The 14,049-nt window shown below is 40.7% G+C and carries 12 protein-coding genes and 1 riboswitch; of the genes, 9 read left to right on the top strand and 3 right to left on the bottom strand.

The genetic code is table 11. The features are described 5' to 3' along the window. Positions 1–52 precede the first annotated feature (52 nt). Positions 53–239, top strand: a riboswitch (cobalamin riboswitch). 163 nt (positions 240–402) lie between these two features. The 3 genes from CD31_RS20450 to CD31_RS20440 all read left to right on the top strand — a co-directional run bounded on the left by CD31_RS20450 (position 403) and on the right by CD31_RS20440 (position 4,184). Continuing rightward, on the top strand, positions 403–1,395 hold the full coding sequence (locus tag CD31_RS20450) for an ABC transporter substrate-binding protein (protein WP_036080627.1): 993 nt from the start codon (positions 403–405) through the stop codon (positions 1,393–1,395). Positions 1,396–1,446: 51 nt separating this feature from the next. Then, positions 1,447–2,124, top strand: coding sequence for a precorrin-3B methylase (locus CD31_RS20445; RefSeq protein ID WP_036080624.1), 678 nt, complete (start codon positions 1,447–1,449; stop codon positions 2,122–2,124). Positions 2,125–2,195: 71 nt separating this feature from the next. Continuing rightward, positions 2,196–4,184, top strand: a complete 1,989-nt coding sequence (locus tag CD31_RS20440; protein WP_036080618.1) for a S9 family peptidase — start codon at positions 2,196–2,198, stop codon at positions 4,182–4,184. Between the two features lie 309 nt (positions 4,185–4,493). Here the strand turns inward: CD31_RS20440 and CD31_RS20435 are convergent, their stop codons facing one another. Both CD31_RS20435 and CD31_RS20430 read right to left on the bottom strand, forming a co-directional pair. After that, the gene (locus CD31_RS20435) at positions 4,494–5,690 is read right to left on the bottom strand and encodes a class I SAM-dependent rRNA methyltransferase (RefSeq protein WP_036080616.1); all 1,197 of its coding nucleotides are present in this window, start codon (positions 5,688–5,690) and stop codon (positions 4,494–4,496) included. 61 nt (positions 5,691–5,751) lie between these two features. Continuing rightward, positions 5,752–6,669: an alpha/beta hydrolase gene (locus CD31_RS20430; protein WP_036080614.1), complete on the bottom strand. Its 918-nt coding sequence runs from the start codon at positions 6,667–6,669 to the stop codon at positions 5,752–5,754. Between the two features lie 160 nt (positions 6,670–6,829). Here CD31_RS20430 and CD31_RS20425 point away from each other — a divergent pair, with 160 nt between their 5' ends. Beyond that, positions 6,830–7,306 carry a dihydrofolate reductase gene (locus CD31_RS20425; RefSeq protein WP_036080610.1) on the top strand — a complete coding sequence of 159 codons (477 nt, stop codon included), beginning with the start codon at positions 6,830–6,832 and terminating at the stop codon, positions 7,304–7,306. 44 nt (positions 7,307–7,350) lie between these two features. Here CD31_RS20425 and trhA read toward each other — a convergent pair whose 3' ends face one another. Beyond that, positions 7,351–7,986: a PAQR family membrane homeostasis protein TrhA gene (gene trhA, locus CD31_RS20420; RefSeq protein WP_016993322.1), complete on the bottom strand. Its 636-nt coding sequence runs from the start codon at positions 7,984–7,986 to the stop codon at positions 7,351–7,353. A 275-nt stretch (positions 7,987–8,261) separates the two neighbouring features. Here trhA and CD31_RS20415 point away from each other — a divergent pair, with 275 nt between their 5' ends. The 5 genes from CD31_RS20415 to msrB all read left to right on the top strand — a co-directional run bounded on the left by CD31_RS20415 (position 8,262) and on the right by msrB (position 12,121). Then, positions 8,262–9,104 carry a DegV family protein gene (locus CD31_RS20415; RefSeq protein WP_036080608.1) on the top strand — a complete coding sequence of 281 codons (843 nt, stop codon included), beginning with the start codon at positions 8,262–8,264 and terminating at the stop codon, positions 9,102–9,104. A 534-nt stretch (positions 9,105–9,638) separates the two neighbouring features. Then, on the top strand, positions 9,639–10,568 hold the full coding sequence (locus CD31_RS20410; RefSeq protein ID WP_244904988.1) for a GDSL-type esterase/lipase family protein: 930 nt from the start codon (positions 9,639–9,641) through the stop codon (positions 10,566–10,568). 4 nt (positions 10,569–10,572) lie between these two features. Further along, positions 10,573–11,154 (top strand): YpmS family protein, encoded by a 582-nt coding sequence (locus tag CD31_RS20405; protein ID WP_036080601.1) that lies wholly within the window; start codon positions 10,573–10,575, stop codon positions 11,152–11,154. 12 nt (positions 11,155–11,166) lie between these two features. Continuing rightward, positions 11,167–11,700 carry a peptide-methionine (S)-S-oxide reductase MsrA gene (msrA, locus tag CD31_RS20400; protein WP_016993318.1) on the top strand — a complete coding sequence of 178 codons (534 nt, stop codon included), beginning with the start codon at positions 11,167–11,169 and terminating at the stop codon, positions 11,698–11,700. Then, a complete protein-coding gene (gene msrB, locus CD31_RS20395) occupies positions 11,693–12,121 on the top strand; it encodes a peptide-methionine (R)-S-oxide reductase MsrB (RefSeq protein ID WP_036080598.1) in 429 nt (142 codons plus the stop codon). Before msrA ends, msrB begins: the two co-directional genes overlap by 8 nt. Positions 12,122–14,049: the final 1,928 nt, after the last annotated feature.

The following is a 14,049-nucleotide window of genomic DNA, read 5'->3' as shown; positions in this document are numbered from 1 at the left end:
ATACTACTGATTGCGCGATAAATTTTCTTCTGCTAGTCTATCAATAGTATTGAACTTTATAGAACGTATTGGTGCAAATGGCATTTGTCATTTGCTTAAAAGGGAAATCGGTGCAATTCCGATGCTGTCCCGCAACTGTAAATGGGGAGTCTATACAGCATGCCACTGTAGTGAAACTATGGGAAGGCGTATAGATGATGAACCTAAGCCAGGATACCTGCCAATATGTATTTTTTGACTAAGAACCACGAGGATGGGGATAGTGATATAGGTAATGATACCGTTATTTCACTATGCTACTCTCTTGGCGACAAGAGGGTTTTTTTATGCCCTTCCAACCACCTGGGTAGTAAAGAAGTCTCTGATTTCTTTCTATATTTTAACAACAAAGGAGAAAAGGACATGAAGAAATGGAAAAGTATCTGGCTGATGATAATCATTGCCTTGGTCGCTGTTTTAGGGGCTTGTAACGCAAAGGACAAAACAGAATCAGCAGCACAAGGTGAAAAGGTTGAGCCATCCGAGGCAGCAGCAGAAGTAACCATTGAAAATAATGACACAACACAAACATATAAGGAAGCACCGACAAAAGCGATTAGCTTAAATCAACATGTAACAGAAATCATGCTAGCGCTTGGCTTAGAGGATTCTATGGTAGGGACGGCTTACTTGGATGATAAAATTTACGAGCCACTGCAAGAGGCATACGATAAAGTCCCTGTCCTTTCCGATCAATACCCAACGAAGGAGCAAGTCATTGATGCCGAGGCAGATTTCCTATATGCGGGCTGGAAAAGTGGCTTCGGGGAAAAGGGTGTTGGCACACCAGAAGAGCTTGAAGAATTAGGCATTCATACGTATTTACATACGGCTTCCAACATGACAAAGCCAACATTAGAGGATATTTTTACCGATATTCGTAATATCGCGAAGATTTTCCGTATTGAGGATCGTGGTGAAGCTTTAATTGAGCAGATGACGAAAGATGTAGAGGCAGTACAAGCTAAATTACCAAAAGATAGCGAAAAATTACGGATTCTTGTGTTTGATAGCGGTGAAAAGGATGTATTTACAGCGGGTCAAAACTTTATGAATGAGCTAGTGACAATCGCGGGTGGACAAAATATCTTTGGTGATGTGGAATCAGGCTGGACAACTGTGTCGAAGGAAGATGCAGTGGACCGCAATCCAGAGGTAGTTGTCGTAATTGATTACGGTGAAACAACAGCAGAACAAAAGATCCAATTCTTAAAAAATGATCCAGCATTGAAGGAGATGGAAGCTGTTAAAAATGAGCGCTTTGTTATTCTACCACTTTCAGCAGCGTCTGAAGGGGTTCGTGCGGCAGAGGCGATTGAAATTTTAGCAAAGGGTTTCTATCCTGAAAACTTTTAATCCATTCGAGCTAGCGTTTTGCTATCTCCTTTTTTATAAGGAGCGATAAAAATGAACGCATTTCAAAAAAATGTACCAGATCAAACTTTTGAAACATTAAACCGTCATGGTGAATTCACACGTCTTGCAGTCAGCCCTGGCATTATCAATAAGCATTATACGCCTGCACAATTTCAAAAAATAGCCGAAATTGCAGGCGAAAAGGGAGCGATAAAGTATTCGGCCTCCTACAGTATTCTCGTATCCATTCCAATAAGTGATGCGTCAGAAGCGGTACAAGCCTTACAGGAAGCGGGTCTTTATGTTGTGCCCTCAGGTCCTATCATTGCCATGAGGGCCTGTGATTTTTGTGATGGTGAGAAAATGGAGGCTGCCCCGATAACCGAACAGCTCTATCATGCCATGGTGGGGATGACGGTACCTGCAAGAGTCCGTGTCAATATTAATGGCTGTGCATCAGCTTGCTACAATGCAGTCTATGATGATATTGGGCTCGTTTACCAACAAGAAAGCTTTGATGTCTATTTAGGGGCAGTACCGATGGGAGCAAAGGCACAGGCTGGCAATTTATTCGCTAAGAGGGTAGACGTCACACAAATTGAAGATGTTTTACTGCACCTGATAAACCTTTATAAGGAGCATGCTCGCCCAAATGAACCCTTCTATAAATTTTACCGCAGAACAAAGTCCGCAGAATATTGGGAACTAGTAAAAAATTCGATTAAATAGCAGGAATATTACTTAGGGTGTCGAAGTATTGTAGTAAGGCACAGAATATTACAATACAAAGGAGCAAGAACATGACATCGAAACAAGGGATTCAACCAGAAGATCTTTATCACTTAAAATCAGTAGCAGATCCACAGCTTTCACCAGATGGGACAGAGGTAGTTTATGTAGAGACACGTATGGACGAGAAGAAAAACGACTATATATCGAATTTGTTTTACATAAACTTGAAGGACAAAACACCACAGCAATGGACATTTGGTGAAGATAGAACGAGTTCCCCTGTTTGGTCACCAGATGGCAGTCAAATTGCATTTTTGTCAACGAGAACAGGTAAGTCGCAAATTTATGTTCTTTCGAAAGCAGGTGGAGAGGCAAAACAGGTGACACATTGTAAAAATGGAGCGACATCCCCTGTCTGGTCACCATGCGGCAAGAAAATTGCTTTTTCAGTCGTGCTAGGGAAAGATGAAACCATCCTAGATAAAGCGGAGGATGAGAAGAAAAAGGATAAAGAGCTAAAGCCACTAGAAATCGAGAAAATGAAACACAAATCGGATGCTGGTGGATTTATTGATATGGAGCAGTTTACCCATATTGCCATTGTCAATGTGGAATCAGGAGAGCTAGAGCAAGTGACAGAAGGCAAAGAGTACTTCCATCTGAGTACTTGGTCGCCAGATGGCAAATACCTTACGTACTTAGCAGATAAGGCGGAGGATTTAGATTTCTCATTTAATGTGGATATCTATTTATTGGATTTAGAATCTAAACAGAGTCACAAGCTAACAGAAGGTTCGGGTGCATATTACCAAACGGCTTGGTCTCCGAATAGTCGCTACCTTTCTTTTGTAGGCGGAGAACGTGAATTTGAAAATGCCACACAAGCGAAGCTATGGATTTATGACATGGAGCAAAAACTACTAAACTGTGTAACAAGTGAATTTGATGCGCCTGTTGGTGATTTTGTCATCGGTGATTTCCTGCAAGGTGTAGCGTCACCACGTGTGCAATGGATGAATGATAACCATAGCTTCTACTTCCAAGTCACAGATCACGGCAATGCGGCGATTTATTACGGAAATGTAGATAGCGAAATTTACCCAGCTATCCATGATGATCAATATGTCTATGGCTTCTCGCTTGATCCGCAAAATGATCAGGCTATTGCGGCTATTAGCACAACGACCAATCCAGGCGATCTGTTTTATGTGAACCTAAAAACGGGTGACAAAGAACAGTTGACGTCAATTAATGAAGAATTTCTAAAGACCAAAACATTAGCTGTCCCAGAAAGTATTGAATTTGAAGGTGCAGAAGGCTGGCAGGTCAATGGCTGGATCATGAAGCCAGTTGGCTATGAAGCAGGGAAGAAGTATCCTCTCATTCTTGAAATCCATGGTGGTCCGCATGCAATGTATGGCAATACCTACTTTAATGAATTCCAAATCCTTGCTGCACAAGGCTTTGCAGTGCTTTATACTAATCCGCGTGGTAGTCATGGCTATGGTCAAAAATTTGTGGATGCAGTACGTGGCGATTACGGTGGTAATGATTATGCGGACTTAATGGCAGCAATAGACTACGCTCTGGAGCACTATGATTTTATTGATCAAGATCGTCTAGGTGTAACAGGTGGAAGCTACGGTGGTTTTATGACCAACTGGATTGTGGGCCATACAAATCGCTTTAAAGCAGCTGTGACGCAGCGCTCCATTTCGAACTGGATTAGCTTTGCTGGTGTCAGTGATATCGGCTATTACTTTACAGACTGGCAAATTCAAGCAGGACTCGATGATATTGAGAAGCTATGGCATCATTCACCGCTGAAGTATGTAGACAAAGTGGAGACACCATTATTGATTTTACATGGTGAAAAAGACTATCGATGTCCAATTGAGCAGGCAGAGCAATTGTTTATCGCCTTAAAGTATCGTAAAAAAGAAACAAAATTCGTGCGTTTCCCTGAGGCGAATCATGAACTGTCAAGAAGCGGCAAGCCCACATTGCGAATTAATCGACTTGAATATATTCGAGATTGGTTTGTGAAATATCTATAATCGGGTGGCCTAAGAAGAGGATTTCTTCTTAGGTCACTTTTACTATATAGGACGTCTTTTGAAAAAGCTCTTTGGTGTATCCTGACAGCATCAAAATTTGCGGAAATCTTTACTGAAATCATCGAATGAAATGGTTTCGAAATGCATTTTTTTCGTTATTTAATGTAGGAATAGTACCAACTAAAGCAATTTTTAAGTGCGCCCTCAGGAATAAACCTTTTTTCAGGTTTATCTACCTTATGTTCATTATTTGGTGGAAGCCTCTCCGCCCCATAAAAAAGAATCACCACAGGTGTGATTCTACATTGCTTAGTCGATTTTCTGGATGAACACGACCTTCAGATAATTAAATTCAGGGTATTCACGTGGTACACGGAAATCCTTTGGTAAACCATATTCCTCGACGATTTTATAGCGTGTACGGGTCTCTTTAAAGGCTTGGTCGATAAAGCCTTTGAACTTTTTCATGCCGAAGCTGGCATTATTTGTGGAAGCCACAATAATGCCGTTTTTAGCGGTAATGGCAATCGTATCCTTCAGTAATTTTGGGTAGTCCTTTGCCGTTGAAAAGGTCATTTGCTTTGTACGTGCAAAGCTAGGTGGGTCTAATACAACAAGGTCAAACTGTAAAGCATGGCGCTGCGCATATTTAAAATAATGAAAGACATCCATGACTTTTATATCCTGTGCCTCATAATCAATATGATTGACACTAAATTGCTCAATTGTTTTGGCTAGACTGCGCTTGGCTACATCTACACTCGTTGTTTTGATGGCACCTCCTAGAGCAGCTGCCACAGAAAATGCTCCTGTATAGGAGAACGTATTTAGCATGTCAGTATTGTTTGCATAACGCTCACGAATAGCCAATCGCACCTCACGTTGATCGAGGAAAATGCCTGTCATGGCACCATCGTTTAAATGCACCGCAAAGGTCATGCCATTTTCTTTTACCATGATAGGAAATTCACCTGGTGTGCCCATCACAAAATCATCCTGCTCGATATACTGTCCTTTGCTATCAAAACGTTTTTTCTCATAAATCACTTGGTAGTTCACTGTCTCAGCAAGCGCCTCATAAACGACTTCTTTAAATGAGTAAATGCCCTCACTATACCAGCTCACCATGTAATAGCCGTTAAAAAAGTCAATTGTGAGACCGCCGATGCCATCTCCCTCACCGTTAAACACACGAAAGGCTGTTGTGTTTTCATCGCTGAAGAATGCAGCACGATTGTCGATGGCCTTTTTGAATTTCTTCGTAAAAAAAGTTTGATCGATGGTTTCATTCGCATCGGTCGTTAGCACCCAGCCAATCCCTTTATTTTGGATTCCGTAGTAACCTGTTCCGATAAAACGATTATGGTGATCCAAGAGCTTTAGGAGCGTTCCTTGCTCAGCAGGTAAATGTCGTGCATCAACTGCATCCTTTGAAATAAGTGGGTAGCCTTTTTTTAATTGATCAGAAAAGGGCTGTTGTATTTGTAGTGCCATTGTTTGTGTCATAGTGTCATCCTTTAAAAACGTTTTGCTCTATTATCGCACTGTTTGAGCGGGATAGCCAAACTTATTTCAGGAATTGCGCAATTTTTGTCACGGTTTCAATCGTTGCGTCTTCAAAATAATTCATTTTACTGAAATAGCTATGGATTAATCCTGGCATTGTGATATGTTCGACTGTCACACCTGTAGCCGATAACTTTTGTGCATAACTTAGTCCCTCATCAAAGAGAACATCTGCCTCTGCTGCTAAAATGAGTGTTTTTGGCATTTTACGGACATCCTCTAGCTGAAGGGGGGATACAAGCGGATTGGTGAAGTTTGCTTCCTCTGTATAATGATGAAAGAACCACTGCATGGCTTGTGTATCTAAGCCATAATTTTCACCATATGCTAGATAAGATACTGTTGAAAAATCAACATTTGTAACGGGATAGATCAGTGCTTGAGCTTGTAGCGTTGGACCCTCCAGTATAGTAGCTAAGTGCGCAACGACTGTAGCCAAATTTCCACCTGCACTATCCCCAGCAACCGACAATCGACTTGCATCTCCACCCAAGGCTTCAATATGGTCATGTACCCACACTAGGCTATCGTAGGCATCATATAAGGGCGTTGGGAAGGGATATTCAGGTGCTAAGCGGTAATCCACTGATACCACAATTGCCTGTGCCTGATCTGCTAATAGCTGACAGCCTGCATCGACAGATTCTAAATTGCCATAAACCCAGCCTCCACCATGGTAATAAACAATAACAGGTAAAGTTTTGCCGAGGACGGGCGTATAAAGCCGTACTGTAATTTGCGCTCCATCTCGCACCGTAATGTTGTAATTCTCAATCGATGCTAGCTTCGGTTTGTGCACGGATTGCCATTGCGTAACCGTCCGCATGGCTCTCGCTTCCTGCGGTGTAACTTTGTAATAAGGTGTAGCAGTACGCTGAGCTTCTAGATAATGAACAGCTTCTTTTCTTAAAGTTGTCATCTTCATCATTCCTTTATTGTGAGTTTGTTATCCTTATTATAAACTATTCATATAATTTTACTAGGATTTAATTGTCGCATAAGCTTTTTTATTTATAAATGAGGTGAAATAAGCACATTATGTTTATAATAAAAGGGACGAAAGTATTTGGAGGGACAGTATGATTTCTTTAATTGTGGCACATGATGACAATCACGTCATCGGTTATAACAATGGGATGCCTTGGCATTTACCTGGGGATTTGCAGTATTTTAAACAAAAAACAATGGGCAAGCCTATGGTTATGGGACGTAAAACATTTGAATCCATCGGTCGACCACTTCCAGGGCGACGCAACATTGTCATTACGCGTGATGAAAACTATCAGGCAGAGGGCATTGAAACTGTGACAAGTTTGGAAGAGGCATTAGCGCTAGCTGGAGATGTACCTGAGGTGATGATTATTGGTGGCGAGCAGATTTTCCGCTTAGTGATGGAGATGGCTGATCGCTTGTATATCACAAAAATTAATCACGCCTTTCAGGGAGATACTTATTTCCCGAGCTATGAGCAGGATTTTGTTCAAGTCTCTTCAGAAACGCCTGAAACAGCACCAGAAGGCTATACATTTCAATATCAAATTTTTGAACGTAAATAAACGAAAAAAGCAATCGCTCATTGTGAAGGGAGCGATTGCTTTTATTATAGATAAAAATAAACACAAGCATACATAGAGGCACAGCCAGCTAATACAAAGAGATGCCAGATTGCATGGTTAAAGGGCAGTGAGCGCCATGCATAAAAGATGGCCCCAATCGTATAGAACAGCCCACCTGCTAGCAGTAAAGCAAAGCCATGTAAACCTAAATAGAGATAAACGGGCTTAATGGCAAATATAATTAACCAGCCCATGCCGATATAAAAAATCAATGAAAGTACTTCAAAGCGATTAATAAAGAAACATTTAAACAACACACCAAGCACAGCCAGTGACCAAATAATACATAATAGCGTCAATCCTAGCGTACCACCAACGGCAATTAATAAAAACGGCGTATAGGTGCCGGCAATTAAAATATAAATGGACGAATGGTCCAAAATAGCGAAAAAGTGTTTATATTTTTCTGGCATACTGTGCAGTAATGTAGACATTAAAAACAGAATGATGACAGACGCACCGAAAATGCTGAAAGTTGTAATATGTAGTGCATTTCCTGTTTGGACGGCTGCTAACAGTAGAACAACCAGTGCTGGAATACTTGCGATGAAACCAATACCATGTGTAATGGCATTCCACAGCTCTTCCCTCCATGATTTATAGTCAAATGAATCAACCATTTGAAACACTCCTTTCGTTCATACATTTACTATACCCCAATAATTTAGAGATGAACATTTACATTTGTCATATAGTTCATATCAAAAATGTCATAAGCCTGTCATATTCTTTGAGGGGCATTGATAGACAAGAGGTAGGCGAAAACGCTATAGTATCCAAGGTAGCGTTTACATGCAAGCTAGGACAAGGTTTTGCCTAATGACAAATGTCATGTTTACATAATGATTCATTAGTCTATATAATAAATTTTAATGAAGTAAAAGGATGTGTCGAAGTGAGACGAATTCATATAGTAACGGACTCAACTTGTGATTTAACAAAAGAAGAAGTAGCACAACATGGCATACATATCGTGCCTTTAACGATTCAAATTGATGGTCAAACATATACGGATGGTGTGGACTTGGAGCCACAGTCATTTTTAGGCTTAATGAAAAATGCGAAAAATTTACCGAAAAGTTCGCAACCAGCTCCAGGGAAATTTAAGGAATTATATGATGAGCTCGGTAAAGATGGCGATCAAATTATCTCCATCCACATGACAGGCGGTATGAGTGGAACAGTAGAATCAGCACGCCAAGCGGCACAAATGACAGATGCCGATGTGACAGTCATTGACTCTCGGTTTATCGCGATTGGCTTGGCTATCCAACTACGTGAGGCAATCCGCATGCGTGATGAAGGGGCAACAGTAGAGGACATCGTAGCACGTTTGGAAAAGGTACGAGACAATACGCATTTATATGTGATTGTAGACACGCTCGAAAACTTAATTAAAGGCGGTCGAATCGGTAAAGGAACAGGCTTTATCGGTTCCCTTCTAAACATCAAAGTGATTGCCAACCTTGAAGGTGGCGTATACAACCCAGTGTCAAAGGTACGTAGTCATAAACAAGTAGTTAATTTTTTATTTAAACAATTCCAAGCAGATACAGCTGGAAAAACAGTTAAGGCAGTCGGCATTTCCCATGCAGATGGCCTAGTAACGATGGGCAATCCATTAAAAGCGTTAATCGAAGAAACTGGCTTTAACGATGTTGAAATTGCCTTTACATCTCCAATCATCTCGACACACACAGGTCCAGGAGCAATCGGTTTTATTTATTTTGCAGAATAACAGGAAGGAGCTACTACATAAGTAATTGTAGTGGCTTTTTTATACTGTAACACTTTGAAGACATGAATGAGCGTTTTAATCAAACAACGATCAATTTGCTCCTAAGAAAGAGCGACTTCGATTATATGGTGACTACTTTGCCGCCAAGCAAGAGCGGCTCCAATCAAATTGTGAGCGTTTTCCCACAAAGTATGAGCGGCTTCAATCAGAGTGTGATCGCTTTCTCACATGAATTGAGCGAGTTTAATCCAAAGAAGAGCGGTTAACCATTAAGTATGAGCGGCTTCAAATAAATAGTGAGCGTTTTGTCAGCAAGTAAGAATAGCTTCAATCAAATAGTGATGCTTTACCACCAAAAATAATCAGAAATCCTCTAATTATCATCACTTCTGCATAAAACCATACATTCATCAAAAATTTGTGAAGAAATTTGGCAAGAGCACAAAATTATGGAGAACTAAGGGTAAGTCACTTTTCATTGAAGCATGAACTATTCTATAATAGAAGTAATAGAAAGGGATGGAAGGTGGTCAAATGGACATTTGGCGATTTATGTTGTCATGTTTGACCGTCTTAGTACTAAGTGGTTGTGCAATATCAATCGATGAACCGAATCCGCAAGCAGAGCCAGAAGGTGAGCAAGCAGGAACGGAGCAAGATATGCCGCAGGATGAGCAACAAACAGAAGATGAGGAAAAAGCATCTAAGAATATGTTGACGCAAATTTTTGAACATTTTTTTGAGCCATCAGCAGAGGATTTATCGCAAATTGATGAAGAACAAGCAAAGCAACTACATTACTTGGCACTGGGAGATTCGTTGACAGATGGTGTCGGTGATGAGTATAGTCAAGACGGTTATGTTGGAAGATTAGCAGATTCATTGCTCGCATGGCCTTCGATATCGGATGTAGAGGTCGATAATCGGGGCAAACGTGGTAGACGCAGCGATCAGCTACTAAAATTAGTGAAAAAAGGGCATTATGATGAAGAGCTGCAGGAAGCACAGTTAATTTCCTTAACAATGGGTGGCAATGATGTCATGAAGGTCGTCAGGCAGGATTTATTTAACTTAAAGCGTGACGCTTTTGATAAGGAACTGCTGGCTTATAAAGAACGTTACAGCAAAATCGTAGAAGGCATTCGCGCAAAAAATCCGACAGTGCCCTTATTACTCATTGGTTTTTATAATCCATTTTCAATTGTGACCAATGAGGCGAATGAATTTGATACCATTATCACAGAATGGAATAATGTGATTGAGGATGTAGCCAGCAAGGATTCCAATGCTTGTTACGTATCAGTAGAAGATTTATTTGATTCTAATGAAGAGCTCGTCTATCATACAGACTTTTTCCACCCAAATGCAAAGGGGTATGAAAAAATGACAGAGCGTATACTTGCAGCAATGGAGCAGTGTGGTATGGAAAAAAAGATTAACAAGGCAATAGGCTTCGAGGAGTGACAAAATGAATAAATGGAAAGTCGCGTTTTTCGCCTTAGCAGGCACAGTGCTTTTTGCAATCCTCCTCGTCGTTTTTTTAGCAACTAGACCAGTGGATGGCGGCCATGTTGCGAAGAGTTCAGCAGGTGAAAGTGAAAGCAAAGGAAATGTACTCGTGGTACAAACCACAACAAAGGAATTAGAATCGATATCAAAAAAATACTTAAAGGATGCAGCGAAAGGTTCACCTTTACCACTTGATTTTACAATTGGGGATGATATTCAATTACGTAGCACACTCACGGTATTTTATACGGAAATCCCCATTTCCATGAATTTTGACCCCATTGTGGATGACAAGGGGAATATTATTTTAAAACAGACGGGCATGAATGTAGGTTTATTAAACATTCCACCGGAGACGACGATGAAAATCATGCGCGATTCGGTGGAATTTCCCTCATGGATTACCGTGAATCCGAATAAAGCTGAAATTTATATTGATTTATCGCGCATTAACATTGCTTCTGGATCACGTGTACGTGCTAAAGAGTTGGACTTACCAAAGGATAAAATTTTATTGGAAATTATTGTTCCTGGTGAATAAGGAGTGAAATGAATGGCAAAGCAATATGCAACATTTGCGGGAGGCTGTTTTTGGTGTATGGTCAAGCCCTTTGACGAAACACCAGGCATTGATTCTGTGATTTCAGGCTATACAGGTGGACATGTTGTGAATCCTACCTATGAACAGGTTTGCTCGGAAACAACAGGGCATGTAGAAGCTGTACAAATTACATTTGATGATGAATTATATAGCTACGAGCAGCTACTTGCGATTTATTGGACATTGATTGACCCAACAGATGCAGGGGGACAATTTTATGACCGTGGAGAATCCTACACAACGGCCATTTTTTATCATGACGAAGAACAGCGTGAGCTTGCTGAACGTTCAAAGGCGGATTTACAAGCATCTGGCAAGTTTGATAAACCAATTATGGTAAAAATCTTACCAGCCACTACGTTTTATCCGGCTGAGGATTATCATCAGCAGTATTATAAGAAAAATCCAATGCACTATGAGCGCTATTCGATTGGATCAGGTCGTCGAGCGTTTCAGGAGCAACACTGGGGGAACAAACATGAATAAAGAACAACGTTTAAAAGAATTAACAGAGATGCAATACTATGTGACACAGGAAAATGGCACAGAGCCACCATTCCGTAATGAGTACGATGACCATTTTGCAGAAGGCATCTACGTAGATATTGTTTCTGGCAAGCCTTTATTTAGCTCACTCGATAAATACAACTCTGGTTGTGGCTGGCCAGCCTTCACAAAGCCGATTGAAAAAGAACAGGTGACCGAGCATTTCGATACATCTCACGGTATGCGTCGTGTGGAAGTACGCAGTAAAGAAGCGGATTCGCATCTAGGACATGTCTTCCCAGACGGCCCAAGTGAGCAAGGCGGCTTACGCTACTGCATCAACTCAGCAGCGCTTCGATTTATCGCAAAAGAGGATTTAGAAAAAGAAGGCTATGGCGAATACCTAGCACTATTTAAATAGTGCTAGGTTTTTTTGTGGTTATGAGACACTGGAGATTAGAAGGATAGAAATCCGAAAGTGGAGGATAAAATTGAAAAAGTAGCGGATAGAATGCTCAAAGTGAAGGATAGCCCCGCAAATTAGAGGGATAGCCCTCAAATAATTGGATAGAAATCTGAAAGTGAAGGATAAACCAGAAAAAGTAGCGGATAGAATGCTTAAAGTGAAGGAAAGCCCCGCAAATTAGAGGGATAGCTCTCAAATAATTGGATAGAAATCTGAAAGTGAAGGATAAACCAGAAAAAGTAGCGGATAAAATGTTCAAAGTGGAGGATAGCCTAGCAAATTAGAGGGATAGCCCTCAAATAATTGGATAGAAATCTGAAAGTGAAGGATAAACCAGAAAAAGTAGCGGATAGAATGCTTAAAGTGAAGGAAAGCCCCGCAAATTAGAGGGATAGCTCTCAAATAATTGGATAGAAATCTGAAAGTGAAGGATAAACCAGAAAAAGTAGCGGATAGAATGCTCAAAGTGGAGGAAAGCCCGCAAATTAAGGGGATAGCCCTCAAATAATTGAATAGAAATCTAAAAGTGAGGGATAAACCAGAAAAAGTAGCGGATAGAATGCTCAAAGTGGAGGATAGCCCTGCAAATTAGGGGGATAGCTCTCAAATAATTGGATAGAAATCTGAAAGTGAAGGATAAACCAGAAAAAGTAGCGGATAAAATGTTCAAAGTGGAGGATAGCCCCGCAAATTAGAGGGATAGCCCTCAAATAATTGGATAGAAATCTGAAAGTGAAGGATAAACCAGAAAAAGTAGCGGATAGAATGCTCAAAGTGAAGGATAGCCCCGCAAATTAGAGGGATAGCCCTCAAATAATTGGATAGAAATCTGAAAGTGAAGGATAAACCAGAAAAAGTAGCGGATAGAATGCTCAAAGTGAAGGATAGCCCCGCAAATTAGAGGGATAGCCCTCAAATAATTGGATAGAAATCTGAAAGTGAAGGATAAACCAGAAAAAGTAGCGGATAGAATGCTCAAAGTGAAGGATAGCCCCGCAAATTAGAGGGATAGCCCTCAAATAATTGGATAGAAATCTGAAAGTGAAGGATAAACCAGAAAAAGTAGCGGATAGAATGCTCAAAGTGAAGGATAGCCCCGCAAATTAGAGGGATAGCCCTCAAATAATTGGATAGAAATCTGAAAGTGAAGGATAAACCAGAAAAAGTAGCGGATAGAATGCTTAAAGTGAAGGAAAGCCCCGCAAATTAGAGGGATAGCCCTCAAATAATTGGATAGAAATCTGAAAGTGAAGGATAAACCAGAAAAAGTAGCGGATAGAATGCTCAAAGTGAAGGATAGCCCCGCAAATTAGAGGGATAGCCCTCAAATAATTGGATAGAAATCTGAAAGTGAAGGATAAACCAGAAAAAGTAGCGGATAGAATGCTCAAAGTGAAGGAAAGCCCCGCAAATTAGGGGGATAGCCCTCAAATAATTGGATAGAAATCTGAAAGTGAAGGATAAACCAGAAAAAGTAGCGGATAGAATGCTCAAAGTGAAGGAAAGCCCCGCAAATTAGGGGGATAGCCCTCAAATAATTGGATAGAAATCTGAAAGTGAAGGATAAACCAGAAAAAGTAGCGGATAGAATGCTCAAAGTGAAGGAAAGCCCCGCAAATTAGAGGGATAGCCCTCAAATAATTGGATAGAAATCTGAAAGTGAAGGATAGACCAGAAAAAGTAGCGGATAGAATGCTTAAAGTGGAGGAAAGCCCCGCAAATTAGAGGGATAGCTCTCAAATAATTGGATAGAAATCTGAAAGTGGAGGATAAACCAGAAAAAGTAGCGGATAGAATGCTCAAAGTGGAGGAAAGCCCCGCAAATTAAGGGGAAAGCCCTCAAATAATTGGATAGAAATCTGAAAGTGAAGGATAAACCAGAA

This window comes from Lysinibacillus boronitolerans JCM 21713 = 10a = NBRC 103108 (assembly GCF_000772935.1).
Classification (GTDB): Bacteria; Bacillota; Bacilli; order Bacillales_A; family Planococcaceae; genus Lysinibacillus; species Lysinibacillus boronitolerans.
Note: the sequence above shows the minus strand (reverse complement) of the source record. Positions and strands in the feature narration are given on the sequence as shown.

Bases quoted from the DNA above. Each gene is read 5' to 3' on its own strand.
- CD31_RS20440 (WP_036080618.1), top strand. From the start codon at position 2,196: ATGACATCGAAACAAGGGATTCAACCAGAAGATCTTTATCACTTAAAA.
- CD31_RS20435 (WP_036080616.1), bottom strand. From the start codon at position 5,690: ATGACACAAACAATGGCACTACAAATACAACAGCCCTTTTCTGATCAA.
- CD31_RS20445 (WP_036080624.1), top strand. From the start codon at position 1,447: ATGAACGCATTTCAAAAAAATGTACCAGATCAAACTTTTGAAACATTA.
- CD31_RS20425 (WP_036080610.1), top strand. From the start codon at position 6,830: ATGATTTCTTTAATTGTGGCACATGATGACAATCACGTCATCGGTTAT.
- CD31_RS20410 (WP_244904988.1), top strand. From the start codon at position 9,639: ATGGACATTTGGCGATTTATGTTGTCATGTTTGACCGTCTTAGTACTA.
- CD31_RS20430 (WP_036080614.1), bottom strand. From the start codon at position 6,669: ATGACAACTTTAAGAAAAGAAGCTGTTCATTATCTAGAAGCTCAGCGT.
- CD31_RS20405 (WP_036080601.1), top strand. From the start codon at position 10,573: ATGAATAAATGGAAAGTCGCGTTTTTCGCCTTAGCAGGCACAGTGCTT.
- msrB (WP_036080598.1), top strand. From the start codon at position 11,693: ATGAATAAAGAACAACGTTTAAAAGAATTAACAGAGATGCAATACTAT.
- CD31_RS20450 (WP_036080627.1), top strand. From the start codon at position 403: ATGAAGAAATGGAAAAGTATCTGGCTGATGATAATCATTGCCTTGGTC.
- trhA (WP_016993322.1), bottom strand. From the start codon at position 7,986: ATGGTTGATTCATTTGACTATAAATCATGGAGGGAAGAGCTGTGGAAT.
- msrA (WP_016993318.1), top strand. From the start codon at position 11,167: ATGGCAAAGCAATATGCAACATTTGCGGGAGGCTGTTTTTGGTGTATG.